A 19,547-nucleotide genomic window follows, 5' to 3' on the forward strand; every position below is an offset into this window, starting at 1 on the left:
GTTTAATTTCTTCTTTAATTAGTCATTTATTTATCCAATCGATGACGGGATAGAAGAGCTGCAGCCTCATTGCTTATTAGTTTTTGTCGGTATAAGTATTGGATTTTGGCAATATCAGGAAGGTAGACAGGAGGGAGATACTGAGAAGCTGTGTAAACGACACCTAAATAGGAGATCTTTTTGTGTTTACAAATTTCGCCAATGCGCAAAACATTGTATTTTTCATTATCAATATAAATAATTTTTTCTGGCAAAGAGGTTTGTGCATCTAGAAAGTACTGTAGGCCCGGTCCTTTACGAATTTCCGCCCCAAAGAGAACTCCTTTTGTGAAACTGATCATGGATGGAAGCTTTGTATCGGGCAGATTTGATTTCTCAAAGGAGAGATTTATGGATGCAAGTTGGTTAAAAGTTATTTCTTGAGCACAAAATTTTCGTTCTGAATAGGCAAAGACAATCTTGTTTTGATGTTGAACCTTGTTAATCAATAAAGGAATGGCCGTTTCTATCTGTTTGATAGAACCTTGGTGCTGAATCGCTAACCACTCAGGATAAAGAGCTTCCCAGGCTTCTTGTTCTGAAGTCCCTAAGGCGCGCATTCCTTGTATGGAGCGTTCAAACCAGGTAGAATGACTAAGTGCCTCTGCTCCTTGAAATAGAACATCATCAATATCAAATATTAACCAATAGTTCGTGTCATCATAAAGGATATCCGAAGCAATTTCATGAATCGTTTTAACGGTTACAATGCGTTGAGAAGCCTCAGAGATCCAGGGAGACAGCAAGACAACAAAAAAGAACAAAAAACGCATAAAGCCTCTCAAAAACGAAAAGTAAGATAAAAAAAATTTTTTTATGAAGCGATGGAAAAAAGAGAGGCTAAGACAGCAGCTCTGCGAGAGAAAGTTTTTTCTAAATGACTAAATGCAAGATCTGGGAACCATAGGCGAAATTGTAAAAAAGCCTGTTCCGAAAACATTTCATGTCCATGAATGATAGTACAACCTTGAGATCGAGCATACTCTGTGAACATATTGTATTTAGGAATTGTATTGATATCTACAATACAAGGAGCCAGAGCTAAGGGGATTTTGGAGTGTGGGGGGAGACAATTTATAATAAGAGAGACGGAATGAAGAGGGAGGCCCTCTAGGTTAAAAGCCGTTGCTTGATATCGAGAAGCAATGGCTTCAGCATGAGTTTTAGTACGATTAAAAATGAGAAGTTCACAGTTAGCTTTGCTTAATCGAGCTGCTATAGATTGAGCGGCTCCTCCTGCGCCCAAAATAGCTACGCGTTGATGATGTAAAGGAATGTTATACCGAGTCAAGACCGTGAAAAGTCCCTCTCCATCGGTGTCGTGACCTGTAATTTCTCCGTTGTGGATCACCAGCGTATTACAAGAACCCGATACTTGTACAGATGGAGCTTGTTTGTCAAGAAATGGTAAAACAGCTGTTTTTAAAGGAGAGGTCACACTTATCCCCAAGAAGGGGCAGGCTCGGATAGTAGAGAAAAATTTGGGAAGTTCTTGAGGAGATAGCGGAAGTTTAATGTAAGGGTAAGGAATTCCAAGTTTTTGGAAAAAAGGATTATGAGTAAGGTGTCCAATACTACGTGAAGTGTCTCCAATCAGACCGCAAATACGCGATTGTGGAGAAAGGTTCTTGTAATTGTAAAAGTAATGGTGTTTAAGAGAAAGTTGTCCAGGGGACACAGGAGAAGAACCTGTGTTCATTGTATAGGTAAAAGGATTTTGCAAGATAGGAGATAATATACGTGAGGAGCGGCCTATTTCTCCTAAACAAAGAAGCGTTACATTCTTAGGAAGAAAACGTTTTTGGAGACAGGTATTGAGTACATCAGAAGTTGAGGATGGGGAAACAGCAAGCTTATAATAATCCACTAATGAAGATTTCATTCCTGTGTATAGTTGTAGAAGATCACTGTGTTCGCTTGTATGCAAAGAGCGAATAATTTTGATGTCTGGATAAAGTTGGCGAATACGTGAGATACCTTCCTCTGGGAAGGCAATATCTACATCCAAATAGTTAGGATTCAGTTTAGCCAATGATAGCATTTTGTTTATCCAAGCTACTTGGGAATATGTTTCGTTTTTCCATGTGAGAATAGAGATAGGGGCAAGGGAGATAAGCTTCTTTAGTTTTAAATCAGATACAGAAAGAAGATCAGCACGCATCTCGAAACAACAACTTTCTTTCAAAGATCGTAGTAGTTGATGTTTAGCCTCAAGGAAAGAAGGTCCCTTAATGATTGTACATAGCATGGAATTCCTCTTCTAGTAACTGAGTAAGAATGTGCTTCGATATGGGTTGACAGAATCGTCCACCGAAAGACGCTGCCTGACCAATTTCTTCTATCATAACAAACGAAGGTAGGAGAGGATTTTGGTTTTTTTTATCATAGGTAAGAGCAGTAAGAATATGGGTATGACTATAAGAAGGGACTTGAGGAAGAGCGTAAAGTTCTTTCAAGGAAGTAGGGAGATGATATCGCTGAAGATCCTTAACTAAAGAATGCAGAATATTTGTGTTGCGAGCGATACCTAAAAGAAGAGAGAGCTTAGTTTCCAAAACCATTCCCACGCTTATAGCAAATCCATGAGAAATTTTTTCTGCGAATAGCATCTCTAAAGCATGTCCTAGCGTATGGCCAAAGTTGAGTATTTGACGTATTGTATAGTCCTTGAAGTCCTTTTTTACTACGGAGGCTTTACAAAAACAGTTCTGTTTAATGAGGAGAGATAAGTGGTCTAAAGTATTTAAGGAAGCAGGATTCTGAATCAAAGGTAGGATAGAAGGATCTACAATATAGGCGTGTTTTATACATTCCGCCATGCCATGGTAAAATTCTTGCTTAGGAAGGGTACGTAGTATTTCAGGGCAAATCCAAACATCTTTAGGTAAATAAAAAGAACCAATACGATTTTTAACATGGTCCAAGTTAATACCATTTTTCCCTCCAATACTCGCATCAATCATAGCAACTAGGGTCGTGGGAATGGAAATGAATGGCATACCTCGACAGTAAGTCGCTGCAACAAATCCTGCAATATCCAAAATGACGCCTCCTCCAACACCAATAAGAGTTGCTTGTCTAGGAATAGCAAGATCTGTCAGCTGTTTGTGCAAAGACAGGAAGGTTTCTCCTGTTTTTGCTTTTTCTCCTTCAGGGATTACAAGGAGCTGAACAGAAAATCCTAGAGAGCGCGCTGTTTTCAGTAAAGGAGGTAGGAAAAGTGTTTTTAGTTGAGAATTGGTCACAAAAACAAGAGGGAAGTCTTTGGATAGCACAGCAAATAACTGTGGGTTACATAGCGAATCTACCAAATGAATATTGTGTGGAGTATCCGTGATGAGCTCTATCATAATTTGGCACACCGGTTTTGAAGAAGCAGGTCTACTAAAGTTAAATCAAGCATAGCTTCGACAACTGCGACTGCACGGATAGCAACACAGGGATCGTGACGTCCATCTCGAGGTGTCTGATATATTACAGGGGTTCCTTTTTTTGAGATTGTAGGACAGGGTTTTTTTATGGATGATGTGGGTTTGAAGGCAACTCGTCCCTCTAAAGGCTGACCAATGCTAATGCCCCCTAAAGTACCCCCACAATGATTGGTTTGTAAAGATACTCCTGCCTCTGTAGTAACAAATGAGTCTAAATAAGAGGAGCCGGCCATCTGTGCTGAATTGAATCCTTCCCCTATCTCAAATCCTTTAGCTGCTGGGATGCTCATCATACCTGCTGCCAGGAGTGCGGGCAGTTTACCAAACACAGGTTCTCCCAGGCCAATAGGTAAAGGGGAAGTAACAAAGGAGACAATCCCCCCGAAAGAATCCTCAGAATTATGGAGGAGTAGATGATGAATATCGTCATGAGGAATAGTAGTATAAAAAGGGGAGCTGTGTACTTTTTCAATTAGAGACGGAGTAAGTTTAGGATAAGTTTTATTCTCTATAGTTCCTATCCCAGAAAGGAATGCAAGTGTTTCAATCCCTTGAGATAGAAGAATTTTTTTAGCAACGACACTAGCAGCAACACGAGCAGCTGTTTCTCTAGCGGAAGAGCGTCCTCCTCCACGATGATCTACAAATCCATATTTCCCTTCATAGGCATACTGTGCGTGTCCTGGGCGATAACAATGGTTCAATTGTTCATAAGAATCACTGGAAACATCTTCATTGCGAATAAGAAGAGAGATAGGAGTTCCTGTTGTCTTATGTTGGTAGACACCGGATAAAATTGTTACTGAGTCTGGTTCTTGGCGAGGAGAAGTATAAAGTTGTCCAGGTTTTCTTCTCTTCATAGCAGGAAGAAAGTCTTCTGATGTTAAAGGAAGCCCTGAAGGACAGCCATCGATAACAACTCCGATAGCAGGACCATGAGACTCTCCCCAGGTAGTGATAGAAAATATGGAGCCATAACAGTTATGCATAGGCGGTCTCTTTTATAGTCAAGAAGCGGGAACAAAAGTCCTGACAAGCTGTTGTGATATATTGAGGGGAAGTTGCTGTTTCTAAAAGAAAAATATTTGTTGTGAGTAAACGGAGTTTTTCTAATCGTTCTAGCAAAGCATTTTCTAACGAAGAAACATTTTTAAGTCTTTCTGGTAAAGGTCTTTGTTGCAAGCGTTGGCAAAGAATTGTGAGAGGGGCGTCCAATAAGACTAAAATAGCATTTTTCTGCTGTAAAATATGTTCATACGCTTGTTCATTAAGGGGGGTGTGGCCTCCCAAAGCAACTACACTTGGAATGGCCGGCACACTAATTAAAGCAGCGAGTTCTTTTTGGCAAAAACCTTCTTCCCCATAACACTGGTAAATCATTTTAGGGGAATCTCCAAGAAAACGAGCTGAAAGAAGATGATCGGTATCAAAAAAAGGTAAGGATAAAAACTGAGCTAAAAACTTACCAAAAAAGGTTTTACCCACAGAAGGAAGCCCGCATAGGAAAATTTGCTTAGTAATGTTGAATGTTGGCATGCAATGTCCGTGCTGTAACTACGAAATGCGGAAAACTTTTGTTTATACAGCGTGTGTCACAAAGTATGGTTTGTCCAGACGAGGCGTGAACTCCCGCTACTGCCAGAGCCATAGCTATGCGATGATCATTATGAGAACAAACAACAGCCCCGTGTAATCGAGAAGGCTCTATGTATAAACCGTCGTCAGTAGGATAAACTAACCCTCCCATTTTTCTTAGTTCTTGGGAGATGGCTTTAATTCGATTGCTTTCTTTGTCTTTGGCTCCGCGCGCATTATATAAACGGGAAGGTTTTTTTGCAAAACAGCAGAGAACCGCTAGAATAGGGAGCGCATCTATAAACGGGTCCATATCGATAGTTCCTCCGGAGAAAGAAGAGGGATGAATTTCAACATGATGTTCTCCTATGAGGATATTGGCGCCTAGATTTTTTAAAAGAAAGAACAGTTGTTTATCTCCCTGTGAATCATGAGCGGGAAGGTTATGTAGAATAGTGGGATTAGGAGAAGAAGAGAGCAAACCTAGAGCTGCTAAAAAGGCTGCAGAGCTGAAGTCGCCTGGAACCGAGTAGGAAAAATTTTTAAGAGATTGTCCTCCAGGGAAGGCTAAGAAATCTCGTTTTCTAGAAAAAGAAATATTGAGGGAGTTAAGCCAATTTAAGGTCATATCAAACCAGGGGCGTTCTTTAAGATTTTCAATAGAAAAAGAAAGAGGCTCAGGAGCTATAGCTGCAGTAATAGCTAATGCAGAGGCATACTGGGAATCTTGCCCCGAAACTATGGTGTGACCAGAGGATAGAGGCCCCCGAATGACGAAAGGAATGGAAAGAGATTTTTTTTGACGAACCTCTATTCCGAGCTGTTTCAAACTGGAGAGAAGAGGCATTATAGGCCTACGTTTAAGAGAGTGTGTCCCTGTAATGAGAGTGGGGGATGGAGATAAGGCAGAAAGAGCCGTTAGAAATCGTAGAGCTATGCCAGAATTTCCCATATGCAGACGGCGATGATAGTTATCTTGAGGATGGGGATTTCCTTGTATATGTAAAGATTTCCCCACTATTTTGATTTGAGACCCAAGTTTTTTACAGGCTGTGAGCATTGTATACGTATCGGAAGAGGAAAGACAATTGTCTATGACAGATAATCCTTGGGATAAAGAAGCAAAAAGAATCGCTCGCAGAGAATGAGATTTTGAAGGAGGAACGGTAACTTCTCCGTAAGGAGTTGAAGGAGAAATTAAAAGAGCTTGGTTCAAGGTAGTAACTTAGTAGGTTGCAAAAAAGATTAAAGATGAAGAACTAATGTAATCTTTAGAAGAGTTTTTTGCATGAGATACTTGTGTTATCTGAAAGGAAAAAAGATAATTACCTTTTTTGTTGTGAAGAGGATTTTATTTTACTGTTATAATTAATTTTGAAAAAAGGATTTTTGTGTTTTTATATGGTTTCTAAGGTTCCCGGAAATAGTGAGCCTGTTGATATCAATGCTCTTAGCAACCTTTCTTCGATACAGAACCAAGGTGCAGGAACCTCTTTGCCAACGGTTTCTATTCCTGAAGAAACTGTTTCGAGACCAGGATTAATATTAAAACACTCAGCAGAGCTAGTAGCCGGTATTGTGGTATTAGGCCTTGCGTTAGCCGTTGTTGCTGTTGCTTTAACAGTATTAGCTCCAGGAGTTCCTCAGGCTATCGTTCTAGCAATTGCTTTCTCAGGACTTTCTGTCGGTAGTGTAACCACCTTGCGGAGCCTCATTCATGGAGTAAAAACTTTAATCTTTCCTAAAATGACTGTTAAGCAGCGGGCAAAAAGTGCGGCTTTTTTAGGTGCCGGATTGACTGGTGTAGGGATTGTGCTGAAACTTGGAGCTTCCTGTATTCCTGGAGGATATGGGAATGTTATAGGGAAATTTGGAGATATCTCTTATAGCAGGGGAAGCGGAGCTTTTTTTTCTGGATTTGCTCACTATCTCTATGTTCGGTTTTTTCAGTCAGCAAAGGCTGCATCCGGAGAACAGCTTTCTCCAGAAGAGATGCTTATTGAGGGAGCAAAAATACGAAAACTTGCCAGAGGCCTAATCCTACTAGGGATTGGTTTCACATGTTTAGGCATTTCTTTAGCTGTTGTGGGAACTTTTGTTGTAACTGGAGGAGCAGCGACCGCATTAGTAGTGTTGGTTCCTCCTTTAATAAGTTTAGGGATCTTTTTAGTTGTTTCCAATTTGCTTCATACGACTATTGGTCAATGGAGAGCATTTGTTAAAGCGCAAGAAGAACAAGATTTGCTTGTTGATGGAAAACTAAAAAATATTGCCCAAGCAGACTTCAATCACCAAGTGAAAGAAGATGTAGAGATTTCTGATTTTACTAATACACCTGGTTTTGTAAAGCGTTTATCTCAAAAAGAGATAAATGATGCTTTATCCTTAACGAAAAAACAAAAAAGAATTCTGGTTATTTCAGGATTGCTATTAATAGCAGGAATTACTTGTACTGTATTAGCTGGCTTTGCAGGATTCCCTGTCGTACAAGTGTTATTGCTTTCTTCCATAGGAGGAGCTATATCATCTGCAGCTGTTCCTATGGTTGCTTCCGGAGTTGTTCATGCTGTGCATCAATTAAGGGCTCGACTGCGGATTAGCTTGGCTCGTAGAAAAGAGGCTCGCTTAAAAGCACGTATGATGAGCGAGATGAATGAACGTGAGGGTACGACGAGTTGGCTTTCCAAAGATCAGCAAGAGGCAACCTGGAGATTAGCAGGAAAGGCTGCAATTATCCAGACAGAAAGGGCTATTCGAGAACAAGTAAATCAGGCAAATAAGGAAGAACGATTCCAGTCTGTTATTATTGCTACAATGATTCTTTTAGCTGGGGTAGGAATCTTAGCATTGACCTTGATTCCGGGATTAGCACCTATATCTGGAGGAATTTTGGCAATGGGGGGAGTTTTCTTAGGAATTAGTATTACGATGTATCTACATCGTTTTATTCGCTGGCTCCATCAACAGCTAATAAAGCTTCATAATTACATTCAACGTAGAAAACACATCATTATCTCAGGGGCTGCAGAATGTGACTTTGATGCAGAAGACATCATAGTTGATCTCGTAGCAGATTCTTTTGAAGTCGATGGGGACTTATTCTTGGAAGCGTGATAGACTAAAATGTGTTTTTTAGGGAAACACTGGTTTTTATTAGATAGGAAGGAAAGTTTGTTTTTTCGCTTCCTTTTCATATTGGAGCTATTTCCTAACTTATATTATACTGCGGAAGTTTCTTTTAGCGTTTCTTGCAAAAAGGAGAGAATATCTATTTTGCGGAAATTGTGAATTGGAGTTACTTACCGTACTATGAAAAGTATAGGTCTTATTGGAAATACTGGGAGAATGGGGGCTCTGTTGACGCAGGCATTACTCTCTCATCCACGTTGTTTTCTAGGGAAAGGGTTTTCAAGAAGATCGCAGACCTCATTAGATGAGGTTGTTTCAGGGAATGACATTCTAATAGATTTTTCTGCTCCAGAAATTACTACAGCTCTTTTAGACCTTTTACTAATGATGCCTAGACCTGTGATTATTGGTACTACGGGATTCTCTGCTGATAGTGATGTGTCAGAGAAGATGATTGCGTTGTCTGAAAAGGTTCCTGTTGTCATTTGTCCGAATGCAAGTTTAGGAGCATATGTGCAGAAACGATTAACTGCTTTTGCGGCTAAGATTTTTGATGCTTCTTATGACGTACGTATTCTAGAAACTCATCATCGTACAAAAGCAGATGCTATTTCCGGTACAGCACTTTCTTTAGCAGAAACCGTTCGTTCTGCAAAGAAAGAACGTGTTGAAAAAGACGGACAGCCTGCTATCGAAATATATGGTTCCCGTGTGGGAAGCATTTTTGGGGAACATGAGGTTTCTTTCGTTGGAGAACATGAACGTTTTGTTATTCGGCATGAAGCCTTTTCTAGGCAAATTTTTTCTAAGGGAGTGTTGCTCATCTTAGAGAAGATTCTTGAAGGGGCTTTAGCAGCAGGGCGCTATACTTCGGATATTTTGTATAAAGACCTTGTGGGAAATGGTTTTTGATTAAGAGCTTATGACGATGCGCATTGCTGTTTTAGGCGCTACAGGTCTTGTAGGGCAAAAATTAATCGCGTTATTACAAAAACATAAAGAATGGGAGATTGCCGAGATAGGGGCCTCTCCAAAGAATCATGCCCTAAGTTATGAGTCTGCGTGTTTATGGCAAGAGCCTTTGATGGATATGCCAGATTCTGTCCGTGATCTTTCGATTCGTTCCGTTGAAGAAATAGAGTCGGACATTGTCGTATCTTGTTTGCCAACAACAGTAGCTTTTTCTGTAGAAACCTCTTGTTTGTCTTTAGGGAAAATAGTATTTTCTAACGCCGATGCTTATCGGATGCATGAGTTAGTGCCTATTTTAATTCCTGAAGTGAATAGTGATCATCTGTCCCTTTTGGATAAGCAACCTTTTCTAGGGAAGATAATTACAAATTCTAACTGTTGTGTTGCAGGAATTGCGTTAGCGCTTGGTCCTTTGTTCTCGTTCACTTTAGAACATGTACATATTGTTACTTTGCAATCTGCTAGCGGAGCTGGGTATCCGGGGGTTTCTTCTCTGGATTTAATTGGAAATACAGTCCCTTACATTTTAGGAGAGGAAGAGAAAATATGTCGTGAGACTTTGAAAATTTTGGGTTGTCCAGGTTCTCCCGCAAAATTTTCAATAACAGCGTCTGTACATCGTGTGCCTGTCGCCTACGGGCATGTGATTTCGATTCATGTTACGTTTGCTAATGAAGTTGACCTAGGAGAGATTATTGCTTGCTACGAAAAAGATACTGCTACATATGTTTTGCATGATTCTCCTTGGCATCCTCAAGTTCGAAAAGATCTGACTCATGACGATATGCGGTTGCACATAGGGCCTATTTCTTACGGTGGAAATACAAAGACAATTAAGATGTGTGTTCTTCTTCATAATCTAGTTCGTGGCGCTGCTGGGGCGTTAATAGCGAATATGAATCTTTTTCGTAGTAGAATGAAGTTCACTTGTCAAGAGGAGTTGGCGCATGCTTAGAAAGAGAGAAGCTCCACTTGTCTGTAAGTTTGGTGGGACTAGTGTGGGGACGACTCAAAGCATTCGGCGTGTTTGTGAAATCATACAAGAAGAAAAACCCTCTTTTGTTGTTGTGAGTGCAGTTGCTGGTATTACAGATTTATTGGAATCATTTTGTAGGAGTTCAGAGTCTCAAAAGACTATGTTGTCTGCGATTATCCGAGAAAAGCACATATCGATTGCAGAAGAATTAGGTATAGAAGCTTCATTTGAGAATCTCTGGGAGCCTTTAAGACTTTTAGAGAACTGTGAGAGTCTTCAGGAAGAGGATCAAGCAAAAGTTTTAGCCATAGGAGAAGATTTATCTTCTAGATTGGTTTATGGTTATTGTTGTGCGAATGGACTCAATATGGAGCTTTTAGAGGCTCGTCAAGTAGTGCTTACTAATTCTCAGTTTTTGAGTGCTGAACCCAACTTGGCTTTAATGCGAACAATATGGGACAAACTGTCGTTAAAGGAAGATACGGTTTATCTCATGCAAGGTTTTTTAGGAGCAACTTCTTCTGGAAAAACTACAATTCTTGGGCGAGGAGGGAGTGACTTTTCTGCTTCTTTGATAGGAGAATTATGTGAAGCAAGGGAGCTTCGTATCTATACAGATGTTTGTGGAGTGCATACTGCTGATCCAAAAATTGTAGGAGATACAAAGCTTATAAACTTTTTAACTTTCGAAGAAATGCAAGGGTTAGCGAGTTCTGGGGCGAGGGTATTGCATAAAGATATGTTTAAGTCTTGTATGCGAGCAAAAGTCCCTATCTTTGTAACTTCAACGTTTAATTCGACCAGAGAAGGAACTTGGGTTTGTGCATCATTAAATGAGAGCCCTAGAGATCCTATTTTGAAAGCTCTTTCGTTGAAACAGAACCAGTCTCTTTGGTTAGTCGAATACAGTTCTCCCTTCATGAGACTAGAAAATATTTTAGGTTGTTTACGCAGCGTAGGAGCTCCTCCTGACGTTGTCTTAGCTCAAAATTTTGGAGTGTATTTCACTACAGATTGGAAGGAAAACGATCAACTAATAGTAGATGTTCTCAAAGATTTCGGTTCGGTGAGCTGTGAAGGGCCCTTGTCTTTAGTTGCTCTAGTAGGGACCAAATTAGCTTCTTGGAGTATGACTGAAGTTTTTGAAGTTTTACAAGAAACTCCAGTTTTATGTTGGAGTCAAACAGATACAGTTATTAACCTGATCATTAATAAAGAGTTTGAAGTCGCTGTAGTAAGGTTATTGCACGATTATATAATAAGATTCAATGGGAGTATTTTATGAGCGTCTTGACGGCTTGTATTACGCCTTTTAAAGCGGATTTATCTATAGATTTTTCTGCTTTAGAAGGTATTGTTCGCGCGCAAGAGCATGCAGGTAACGGGGTCTTTTTATTTGGTAGTACAGGAGAAGGACTATCCCTAACATATGAAGAGAAGTTTTCTATTTTGTCTTTTGTTTCTACCTTAAACTTAAATGTTCCTATATTTTTGGGAGTGACAGCAACGTCTATCCAAGAAACGCTTTCTTGGATTTGTTTTGCCCAACAATGGCCTATCGAAGGGTTTTTTGTTCCTACTCCTTTATATACTAAGCCTGGGATACAGGGGCAAAAAGCTTGGTTTGATAAAATTTTAAGCGTAAGTAAAAAGCCAATCATTTTTTATAACAATCCTTCTCGTACAGGAGTTTCTTTATATCCTGAAGTAGTTCAGGCTTTCGCTTCGCATCCTTTGTGTATGGGAGTGAAGGATTCTGGAGGATTTGTACAAGTTTGTAAGCTATTTGCTAAGTCTGGATTGAAAATATTTTGCGGTGATGATGGTTTATGGCCAGATATGCAGTTGTATGGAGCTTCCGGAGTTGTTTCTGTACTATCTAATGTCTGGCCTGAACTAGCCAGAGATTATATTGCCCATGGGCATTCTTTGGATACATGGAAAAAAGTCTGTGCTTGGCTTAATTTATCTACTAATCCTTTGGGTATTAAAGCGTTAATGGCAGCGCAGAAAATGATTGAGTGCGAAGCTGTGCGCTTACCTCTTTCTGTACAAGATTTGCAAGAAAGAAATAGTCTTACGGGTATTTTAGCTTGCAGATCTACTTTGCAATCAGAATTGATCTCTGTATGTAAGCAGTGAATCACTGGAACAGATTTCGAGTAAGAATTTGAGTGCAATGGGATGGGCTTGAAATACAGCCTATCTATCTTGTTTTAAACTTCTTCTTACAAAGGGAATAATAAACTTAAACTGTGGGTGTCTATATCCAGCGGGGAGAGGCTCTAAGAAGATATGAGAAAAGTGTTCTTTTTTGCTTCTGTAGGTTTCTTTTGTATATTCTTTAATTTAGAGAGTAGAGGAGAAGGCTTTTACAAGGGATCAGGCGGAAAGATGGCGTTTATTTCAGGTGTTTAGTTAGCTGATAATCAGTTAGAAGTAGAGAGAGGAGAAAGAACTTCTTGTTGTTGAAATTCTGAAAGAAATTTGTACAAAATTAAGGTATAAATGAATCTTTTTTTGAAAATATTTCAAATTCTCTGAAACTTTGTGAATTTTTGAGAAATTTTATTCTTCAAGAGGAGAGAAAAGCTTTTGATGATTTAGTGTCTGTAAACAAGGTGTTACCAAACAGTGATCAGTCCTCTATCGATGAATCTGGAGCTGTCGCGAATACGCCGGAAGAACATAAAGAGATTGTTATTAGCGAATATATGATCAGAGATGTTCTCGATGCCTTGCAACAATGCACTAAGTCTTTTCAGCGCAAAGAAGAAGTCAATTCTCTAGAGAGAAAGGAATTGGAATTAAGGGAAAAGGGGCTTGCTTTTACGCAAGAGCGGCTGTCTTGGGAAAAGGAGAAGGCTGAAAAAGAGTTAGCTTGGAAAAAGAAGCAGTACATTCGTGATCTTGTTAAGTAAGAGCAGCGAGTTAGTTGATATTTAATATTTCAATACAAACTTTTTTCGTATGCGCTAAAACGTTCTTTTTTGTAGACTCAGGGGGGCTTTCCCCGGATTTTTTGTTGTAAAGAAGTAGTTTTTCGTGTTACGTTCTTTGTCGTGATGCGGCTGCTTTTTACACACTACGATTATCGTTCCGGGAAAGAATTAATAGAGAGAAGATATAGGGGCTCTGTTGGTGTAAAAAAGGCCGGATGTACGGTATCAAATTCGGTGGAATGTTAAGGAGGCGTATGGTTGCTAAGAGCATTGTTAAAAGCTCCGGAACTTTCATAAGTAAATCTTTTGTGAAAGTTTTCGCTGGATCCTTGTTCTTGGCCTGTTTAGCTAAGATCAGTATAAGTTTACCCTTTACTCCTGTTCCTATCACTTTTCAAACCTTAGGGGTCTTCTGTTTAGGGCTTGCTATGACGCCAGGGATGGCTGCTGCTACTGTAGGGGTTTATCTAATGGAAGGGCTGCTTTTCCCAGTATTTTGTAGTTCCTCTTACGGAATAGCGGTGTTCTGTGGTCCTACTGCTGGATATCTGTTTTCCTTTATGCCCACAGTAGCTCTTATTTCTTGGTTGTATAGGAAATGTGGAGGTGTAAGGGCGAAATCCTCCGTTGTAGCATTAGTTTTATTCGTTGGAGGAGGGCTCAACCTCTGTTTAGGAGCGTTGTGGCTAGCTTGTTTTCTCAAAAATATTGGAGTTTCGATTTCTTTTGATTTGTTTGAGGCTTTCAAAATGGGAATTTTGCCTTTTCTGATAGGTAAGGTGATAAAGATTGCTTTTGTTGTGCAGGGACGATCGGTACAGGAGCGGTTGTTGCATTAGGTTCTTTTGATAAGAGAAAGAAAAAGTCCTCCTAACGAAATAGGGGGACTTTTTTTTGTTGAGGCGAATTTTCTACCTGAGATACTGACTACTCCTCTTCTGAGATAGGATGAAAAATAAGAGTTAGGAGCGTCTTCTATTTTAGGTTCTCGAAAGTGAAAGCTCCACTTTCTAAATAGGATGTATGAAAAAAATTAAGATTTTCTTCGAAAAGAAGGAGCGTTTTTTGTGATTTTTGGATGATTGATCAGGTTGAATGGAAATTGAAATCGTGTAACTTAAGAAAGTTATAGCTAAATGTAATAGAGAGCATTCTAACAAAGATCGGACATTGAAAAGGCAGTTTCTACAGATTGCTGACTTAGGATTTAGAATGATTCGAGAAAGAGTGCTCGATCGAGGGTGAATGGGCAGATTCTTCTGTTGATGTGAGTGATACGGAGATTAGATCGGTTATACAATTATAAAAAAGCTATAAGAGGTGGGTCTTTTGTACAATTTTTTTTGTTATACCGGGCTTCCTATCTCTGACGAGGGAGGGGATGATGATGAGATCCAAAATCCCAAAACTAGGATGATAGCAGCATGTAGAGCTAGTATACCAGCTACTAGTATATAAGAAACAAGACCCCCAGAGAATACTAGGAGAGATAGTGTAAGAATAAGAGCTGCTACTAAGAGGGAGAGCTTTAAAACTGTAGAGCTTTTTAAGTAAGAGGTTAGGGTTTTATTGTTGTGAGCGTATTGATTACAAGGAGGTAAAGGACAGAAGGGAGTTTGCTCTGAAACTAAGGGATTCTGTTTTACAAACATGTGCCTATTATTAAATATTTTGATTTTTATTTCTTTTAAGGAAAGAAAAGATAAAAAAGTTTTTTCTTACCTTCCTCCCATTTTACTAAAACAGTCTATTTAGACACCTAAATTAAAAAAGAGAAGAAGTTTTAACTAAGATAGTTAGAGAATTTCGGAAGAGAAGGGATTCGAACCCCCGGTCCTTGATTAAGGGACTTCTGATTTCGAATCAGACGCATTCGACCACTCTGCCACTCTTCCGCAAAAAGACTCGGCGACAAGAGGACGCATGGTAACTCTTACCATAGTTTAAGATCAAGAGTTCCTTGTTTATATTTTAGAAAGTCAAGCGAAGAAAGGAACTTAAGATTTTGTATCGATGTTTATTAGTGTTTGTTTAGTAAAATATTTAGCAAAGTATAATTTTTGATTTTAAAATTAAAGATATACCTTTTGTTTTTTTTATTTTTGTCATGACAACGGACCACCCTTTTACGAATAAACTTATCACTGAAAAATCTCCTTATCTCCTCCTGTATGCTCACACTCCTGTAGATTGGTACCCTTGGTCTGCAGAGGCATTTCATAAGGCTTCATCGGAAGACAAACCTATCTTTTTGTCTATAGGGTGTACGCACTCTAAGTGGTGTCAGGTCATGCTTAAAGAAAATTATGAAAATCCTGAAGTTGCAGCAATCTTAAATGAGTATTTTGTTTGTATTAAGGTTGATAAAGAGGAACTTCCTCATTTAGCAAATTTGTATTTTGAACTGTCTCAGATGCTGTCTGTATCCGGGGAGGTACAAGATTTACCAACATGGCCTCTTAATGTATTTCTTACTCCAAACTTGCTTCCTTTTTTTAGCTTAGGATATGCCAATTTTTCTGGAAAAATGGGAGCTTCCTCCTTTGTGCAAATGTTAGAAAAACTACATGCTATGTGGGAAGATCGAGAAGATCGAGAGGTGCTTGTCCAACAAGCTGAGAAGGTAATTGAAGTTGCGGCATTTTTAGAAGAATGTTCTTTCAAAAAAGAGCCTTTGGACGAGAAAAAATTGAAATTGGTAACTGAGGATATTTATCAGGACGTTGACGCTCAATTCGGAGGTGTTAAATCTTTCCCGAAAACTTTACCTGGGTTGCTCAGCTTATTTCTTTTGCGAATAGGAGCTGAGTACCAAGATGGACGAGCCATTTTTTTTGTAAATAGATCTTTACGTACTGTGGCAAGTGGGGGAATTTTTGATCATTTATCAGGAGGATTCTTCTGTTACACTATTGATGATCGGTGGCTAATTCCTTGTTTTGAGAAACGGGCTTTTGACAATACTCTTATGATGCTCGTTTATGCAGAAGCAGGGATATATATGAGAAATCCAGAATTCATCCTTGTAGCTAAGCGAGTGCTTAGTTATCTAATAAAAGAGCTTTATGATTTCGAAACAGGAGCTTTTTACATTTCTGAATATGCCCAACAGAGAGGAGAGACTGACATTGATAGTCAGTACACATGGTCGGGGGAAGAAATTCGTTCCTTACTTGGGGATAATGCTGAGATGTTCTGTGAGTACTACGATGTATCTAGGGAAGGGATTTGTAATGGAAGGAATATTTTACACATCTCTCCTTACGTAGATAATAAGGAAATAGCTGAACGGTATCGATGTTCATCAGAAGAATTTCAAGCAAGATTAGAAGCTTCTAGAGAAAAATTACGTGTCTATAGAGCGGGTAAAACGAAATCTTTTAAAGATGATCAGTCATTGACATTCCAGAATGGTTGGGGGATTTTTTCTTTAATAAAAACAGGGTTGCTTTTAGGAAGTTCTGAATGTTTCCAAATGGCCGAAAAATGCGGAGATTTCATTTCGAAAAATTTATATAAAAACGGCCGTTTATTACGTCGATGGAGACAAGGAGAGGCAAAATATTCTGCTGGGTTAGATGACTATGCCTCAGTTATTATGGGATCGCTAGCTCTCTTTGAAATAGGAGCAGGGGCAAAGTGGCTAGTATTCGCTGAAGAATTGACAAAAGAAGTATTAATATCTTTTCGTTCTGAGACTGGAAGTTTTTATTCTACAGATGGAAGAGATTCTTCGTTGCTAATAAAAAAGATTTCCCTAGCAGATGGAGACTCTATATCTGGTAACGCTCTGTTTTGCCAAAGCCTACTAAAATTACATATTATTTCTGGTAAGAAACATTATCTAACATTTGCCGAAGACATTTTGCAATGTGTTCAAGGGAGGTGGCTAAAACATAAATTCTCTTCTCTAGGAGGCTTGATAGCTGCCCAAGAGTATTTCTCTAAACAGCATCAAAAAATTATTATTTCTTTAGGGAATGAGCAGAACAGAGAGCAGATATTGGATTGTTTTAAAGGCATTTTTCTTCCTCATACGTCTCTCGTTTGGCTAACAGCTAAGGATAGAGAAATTTTAACAACCTGTCTTCCGGAAAGTGAACAAAGATTAATTCCTTCGAGAGAAGACGGAGTAACGAAAATCTATTTTTTAGACCAAACTTGTGGACGGATATTTTCTTCTCTAGAACATTTTCGTGCGTTTCTTTCTAGCCAGTGTTGAATTGATTCGTCAAGTTTTTAGGATTGTTTGTTTTTGGTTCTTTTACGATTTATTTCAGAAAAAAGTATTTTTTGTGTCCTTTCGGTTGAGGATATAAGGATTTTTTGTTAGAAATGTTCTGACGGTTGGGGCCTCTTCTCCCTTGTAGGCTTTTTATTTAGGACGAAGATGTATTCCTTTTGGAATACGGGCTTCTTAACATCTTCAGTGAAATGTTAGAGGGACAGAGAAGAGGGAGGAGAGGGATCACCCAATATTTCTAAGGTTTTTCTACCTAAGATACAAATCAAGGATGCGATTAGTGAAACGTGCTGTTGTAGCTTGCTATCTGGGAACCGTAATTCTTTCGGGGATCGCTTCTGGCTACGAGGGGGCTTCTTTCTCGTCTGGATCTGTTGAACAAAGCCTTTCCGAGGTGGCTATACATAATCGAGTGTTGTTTAAGGTGGATGAAGACACTGTAGTTACAACCTTAGACGTCATTCATAAGCTTAATATTCTTTTTTATTCCACTTGTCCACAGCTGATAGATTCTGTGTCTGCAAGATCTCAATATTATGCTGCTATGTGGCCTGTAGTTTTGGAAGCTGTTATTAATGAATTTCTTATGGCAGCTGATGCCAAAGCCAAGAAAATTTTTATAGATCCAACCTCTGTAAATCAAGAGATTGAGTCCATGTTTGGTCGCGACCTATCTCCATTTTTCAAAATTTTCGATATGACTCCTGAAGATGTTTTTAATGTTGTTCATCGAATCATGGTTGCTCAGCGTATAGAGGGGATGATGGTTCGTTCTCGGGTTATGTTGAAGGTAACCCCAGGCATGGTGCGAACATATTATCAAAAGCTCGCAGAAGAGGCGGCACAAATCACGCAGTGGACATATCGGGTCTTGACTATCAAAGCGGGCTCTGAGTTTTTAGCCAATAAAATTGCCGGGAAGGTACAGGAGCGTTTAAACGAAGGAGCGGCATGGGATAAGGAGCGGTTAACTGCTATGGTTCTTTCTCAAGGTGGGCAGCTGATTTGTTCTGAAGAGTTCTTTCGAGAAGATGCGCAGTTGTCTGTTGCACATAAACAAGCTTTGGAAGAGATTCCTTTTCCCGAAGAGCGTTGTGGGAAAGCCATAGAGCATGCTTCTGGATTGAAGCTTTTTGTGCTTTTTAATCGCTCAACGAAAACTTTAGAACCTCTTGAAAAGATAGAACCTCAGCTAAAACAACAACTTATGATGGCTTTGGCTGAAGAGGAGGAAGCTAATTATAAAGGAAAATTGCATGCTCGCTATGGATTTGATCCCTCTGTTATAACAAAACTGCTCGCAGCAGACGCTCCTCAGTTATTTTCTTTATTATAAAGGCGGAGAGGGTGGCACGAAGTTCCATAGAGCAGTTAACCTCTTTTCTCAAGTCAGTGAACGGACGAGCTAAGAAGGCTTTGTCTCAGAATTTTCTAGTAGATGGAAATATTTTGAAGAAGATTCTTATGACGGCAGAGGTTCAACCCGGAGATTGGGTCCTTGAGGTAGGCCCAGGATTTGGGGCTTTGTCTGAGGTTTTAGTCTCTCAAGGGGCAAATGTGATAGCCTTAGAGAAAGATCCAATGTTTAAAGAATCTTTGTCCGAATTACCCATAGACGTTGAGATTGTGGATGCTTGTAAATATCCATTAGCATCTCTAGATGACAAAGGTTGGCGGGGAAGGGGGCGCGTAGTAGCGAATCTTCCGTATCATGTCACTACACCTTTATTAACAAAATTTTTTTTAGAATCTCCCCACCGATGGAAAACTGTAACAGTAATGATCCAAGACGAAGTGGCTCAACGCATTACTGCAAAACCTGGAGATAAGGATTATAGTTCTTTAACGGTTTTCTTACGTTTCTTTGCAGATGTTCGGTACGCTTTCAAGGTAAGTCCGAATTGCTTTTATCCTAAGCCAAGTGTACATTCGGCTGTTGTACATATGTGTGTACACGACAAATTTGCTTTACCCAGCCCGGAGAGGGAAGAGTTTTTTACTTTAACTCGGGCAGCTTTTGGACAAAGAAGAAAACTTTTAGCGAATTCTCTAAAAGATCTTTATCCAAAAGATAAAATCTTTGAGGTTTTAGAGCAGTTGGGATTTTCAGAGAAAACTAGGCCAGAGAACATTTCTTTCGAAGAATATTTAAAAATTTTTCGCTTATTAAAAGATTTTTAGAAAAAATCTCTTCTTTATAGTCTTAAATGCCCGAACTCTCCCTCGACAAGGCTTTCTTA

At 39.4% G+C, this 19,547-nt stretch carries 17 protein-coding genes and 1 tRNA gene; 10 read left to right on the forward strand and 8 right to left on the reverse strand.

Features of this window, described 5'->3' with window-relative positions; genetic code table 11:
• Positions 1 to 26: 26 nt before the first annotated feature.
• From IJ490_RS00190 to aroA, 6 genes are read right to left on the reverse strand one after another with little or no spacing between them, the layout of a single operon-like run.
• Entirely contained in the window at positions 27 to 812 is a 786-nt protein-coding gene (locus IJ490_RS00190) for a DUF2608 domain-containing protein (protein WP_291891196.1), read from the reverse strand.
• 41 nt (positions 813 to 853) lie between these two features.
• Positions 854 to 2,287, reverse strand: coding sequence for a bifunctional 3-dehydroquinate dehydratase/shikimate dehydrogenase (locus IJ490_RS00195; RefSeq protein ID WP_291891198.1), 1,434 nt, complete (start codon positions 2,285 to 2,287; stop codon positions 854 to 856).
• Positions 2,268 to 3,389, reverse strand: coding sequence for a 3-dehydroquinate synthase (gene aroB / locus IJ490_RS00200; RefSeq protein ID WP_291891200.1), 1,122 nt, complete (start codon positions 3,387 to 3,389; stop codon positions 2,268 to 2,270). Before aroB ends, IJ490_RS00195 begins: the two co-directional genes overlap by 20 nt.
• Positions 3,386 to 4,459 (reverse strand): chorismate synthase, encoded by a 1,074-nt coding sequence (gene aroC / locus IJ490_RS00205; protein WP_291891202.1) that lies wholly within the window; start codon positions 4,457 to 4,459, stop codon positions 3,386 to 3,388. The genes aroB and aroC overlap by 4 nt, the downstream gene beginning before the upstream one ends.
• Positions 4,452 to 5,006 (reverse strand): shikimate kinase, encoded by a 555-nt coding sequence (locus IJ490_RS00210; protein ID WP_291891204.1) that lies wholly within the window; start codon positions 5,004 to 5,006, stop codon positions 4,452 to 4,454. Before IJ490_RS00210 ends, aroC begins: the two co-directional genes overlap by 8 nt.
• Positions 4,984 to 6,261 carry a 3-phosphoshikimate 1-carboxyvinyltransferase gene (gene aroA, locus IJ490_RS00215; protein ID WP_291891206.1) on the reverse strand — a complete coding sequence of 426 codons (1,278 nt, stop codon included), beginning with the start codon at positions 6,259 to 6,261 and terminating at the stop codon, positions 4,984 to 4,986. Before aroA ends, IJ490_RS00210 begins: the two co-directional genes overlap by 23 nt.
• 185 nt (positions 6,262 to 6,446) lie before the next feature.
• Between aroA and IJ490_RS00220 the strand changes: the two genes are divergently transcribed.
• From IJ490_RS00220 to IJ490_RS00250, 7 genes are all read left to right on the forward strand, one after another.
• Positions 6,447 to 8,159: a hypothetical protein gene (locus tag IJ490_RS00220; RefSeq protein ID WP_291891209.1), complete on the forward strand. Its 1,713-nt coding sequence runs from the start codon at positions 6,447 to 6,449 to the stop codon at positions 8,157 to 8,159.
• 195 nt (positions 8,160 to 8,354) lie between these two features.
• On the forward strand, positions 8,355 to 9,086 hold the full coding sequence (gene dapB, locus IJ490_RS00225; protein ID WP_291891211.1) for a 4-hydroxy-tetrahydrodipicolinate reductase: 732 nt from the start codon (positions 8,355 to 8,357) through the stop codon (positions 9,084 to 9,086).
• 10 nt (positions 9,087 to 9,096) lie between these two features.
• The gene (gene asd / locus IJ490_RS00230) at positions 9,097 to 10,101 is read left to right on the forward strand and encodes an aspartate-semialdehyde dehydrogenase (protein ID WP_291891213.1); all 1,005 of its coding nucleotides are present in this window, start codon (positions 9,097 to 9,099) and stop codon (positions 10,099 to 10,101) included.
• Entirely contained in the window at positions 10,094 to 11,407 is a 1,314-nt protein-coding gene (locus tag IJ490_RS00235; protein ID WP_291891215.1) for an aspartate kinase, read from the forward strand. Before asd ends, IJ490_RS00235 begins: the two co-directional genes overlap by 8 nt.
• Entirely contained in the window at positions 11,404 to 12,264 is an 861-nt protein-coding gene (gene dapA, locus IJ490_RS00240; protein WP_291891217.1) for a 4-hydroxy-tetrahydrodipicolinate synthase, read from the forward strand. The genes IJ490_RS00235 and dapA overlap by 4 nt, the downstream gene beginning before the upstream one ends.
• A 416-nt stretch (positions 12,265 to 12,680) precedes the next feature.
• Positions 12,681 to 13,043, forward strand: a complete 363-nt coding sequence (locus IJ490_RS00245; RefSeq protein ID WP_291891219.1) for a hypothetical protein — start codon at positions 12,681 to 12,683, stop codon at positions 13,041 to 13,043.
• Between the two features lie 275 nt (positions 13,044 to 13,318).
• Complete coding sequence (locus tag IJ490_RS00250) at positions 13,319 to 13,903, forward strand: biotin transporter BioY (protein WP_291891221.1); 585 nt, start codon at positions 13,319 to 13,321, stop codon at positions 13,901 to 13,903.
• A gap of 507 nt (positions 13,904 to 14,410) precedes the next feature.
• On the opposite strand, the gene IJ490_RS00255 is transcribed toward IJ490_RS00250, so the two are convergent.
• Positions 14,411 to 14,716 carry a hypothetical protein gene (locus IJ490_RS00255; protein ID WP_291891223.1) on the reverse strand — a complete coding sequence of 102 codons (306 nt, stop codon included), beginning with the start codon at positions 14,714 to 14,716 and terminating at the stop codon, positions 14,411 to 14,413.
• A gap of 155 nt (positions 14,717 to 14,871) precedes the next feature.
• Positions 14,872 to 14,959: transfer RNA gene (locus IJ490_RS00260), tRNA-Ser, on the reverse strand.
• Between the two features lie 212 nt (positions 14,960 to 15,171).
• Between IJ490_RS00260 and IJ490_RS00265 the strand changes: the two genes are divergently transcribed.
• From IJ490_RS00265 to rsmA, 3 genes are all read left to right on the forward strand, one after another.
• Positions 15,172 to 17,286, forward strand: a complete 2,115-nt coding sequence (locus IJ490_RS00265; RefSeq protein WP_291891225.1) for a thioredoxin domain-containing protein — start codon at positions 15,172 to 15,174, stop codon at positions 17,284 to 17,286.
• 292 nt (positions 17,287 to 17,578) lie between these two features.
• Positions 17,579 to 18,643 (forward strand): hypothetical protein, encoded by a 1,065-nt coding sequence (locus IJ490_RS00270; RefSeq protein ID WP_291891227.1) that lies wholly within the window; start codon positions 17,579 to 17,581, stop codon positions 18,641 to 18,643.
• 11 nt (positions 18,644 to 18,654) lie between these two features.
• Positions 18,655 to 19,488 (forward strand): 16S rRNA (adenine(1518)-N(6)/adenine(1519)-N(6))-dimethyltransferase RsmA, encoded by an 834-nt coding sequence (gene rsmA, locus IJ490_RS00275; protein ID WP_291891229.1) that lies wholly within the window; start codon positions 18,655 to 18,657, stop codon positions 19,486 to 19,488.
• The last annotated feature ends 59 nt before the right edge of the window (positions 19,489 to 19,547 follow it).

Origin of the sequence: Chlamydia sp. (genome assembly GCF_017472245.1) — a bacterium.
In the GTDB taxonomy this organism is placed as follows: Bacteria; Chlamydiota; Chlamydiia; order Chlamydiales; family Chlamydiaceae; genus Chlamydia.

Excerpts from the sequence above, each read along its gene's own strand:
- IJ490_RS00265 (WP_291891225.1), top strand. The coding sequence starts at position 15,172 with ATGACAACGGACCACCCTTTTACGAATAAACTTATCACTGAAAAATCT.
- IJ490_RS00250 (WP_291891221.1), top strand. The coding sequence starts at position 13,319 with ATGGTTGCTAAGAGCATTGTTAAAAGCTCCGGAACTTTCATAAGTAAA.
- IJ490_RS00195 (WP_291891198.1), bottom strand. The coding sequence starts at position 2,287 with ATGCTATGTACAATCATTAAGGGACCTTCTTTCCTTGAGGCTAAACAT.
- aroB (WP_291891200.1), bottom strand. The coding sequence starts at position 3,389 with ATGATAGAGCTCATCACGGATACTCCACACAATATTCATTTGGTAGAT.
- IJ490_RS00255 (WP_291891223.1), bottom strand. The coding sequence starts at position 14,716 with ATGTTTGTAAAACAGAATCCCTTAGTTTCAGAGCAAACTCCCTTCTGT.
- asd (WP_291891213.1), top strand. The coding sequence starts at position 9,097 with ATGACGATGCGCATTGCTGTTTTAGGCGCTACAGGTCTTGTAGGGCAA.
- aroC (WP_291891202.1), bottom strand. The coding sequence starts at position 4,459 with ATGCATAACTGTTATGGCTCCATATTTTCTATCACTACCTGGGGAGAG.
- IJ490_RS00270 (WP_291891227.1), top strand. The coding sequence starts at position 17,579 with ATGCGATTAGTGAAACGTGCTGTTGTAGCTTGCTATCTGGGAACCGTA.
- dapA (WP_291891217.1), top strand. The coding sequence starts at position 11,404 with ATGAGCGTCTTGACGGCTTGTATTACGCCTTTTAAAGCGGATTTATCT.
- IJ490_RS00235 (WP_291891215.1), top strand. The coding sequence starts at position 10,094 with ATGCTTAGAAAGAGAGAAGCTCCACTTGTCTGTAAGTTTGGTGGGACT.
- IJ490_RS00220 (WP_291891209.1), top strand. The coding sequence starts at position 6,447 with ATGGTTTCTAAGGTTCCCGGAAATAGTGAGCCTGTTGATATCAATGCT.
- IJ490_RS00190 (WP_291891196.1), bottom strand. The coding sequence starts at position 812 with ATGCGTTTTTTGTTCTTTTTTGTTGTCTTGCTGTCTCCCTGGATCTCT.
- IJ490_RS00210 (WP_291891204.1), bottom strand. The coding sequence starts at position 5,006 with ATGCCAACATTCAACATTACTAAGCAAATTTTCCTATGCGGGCTTCCT.
- dapB (WP_291891211.1), top strand. The coding sequence starts at position 8,355 with ATGAAAAGTATAGGTCTTATTGGAAATACTGGGAGAATGGGGGCTCTG.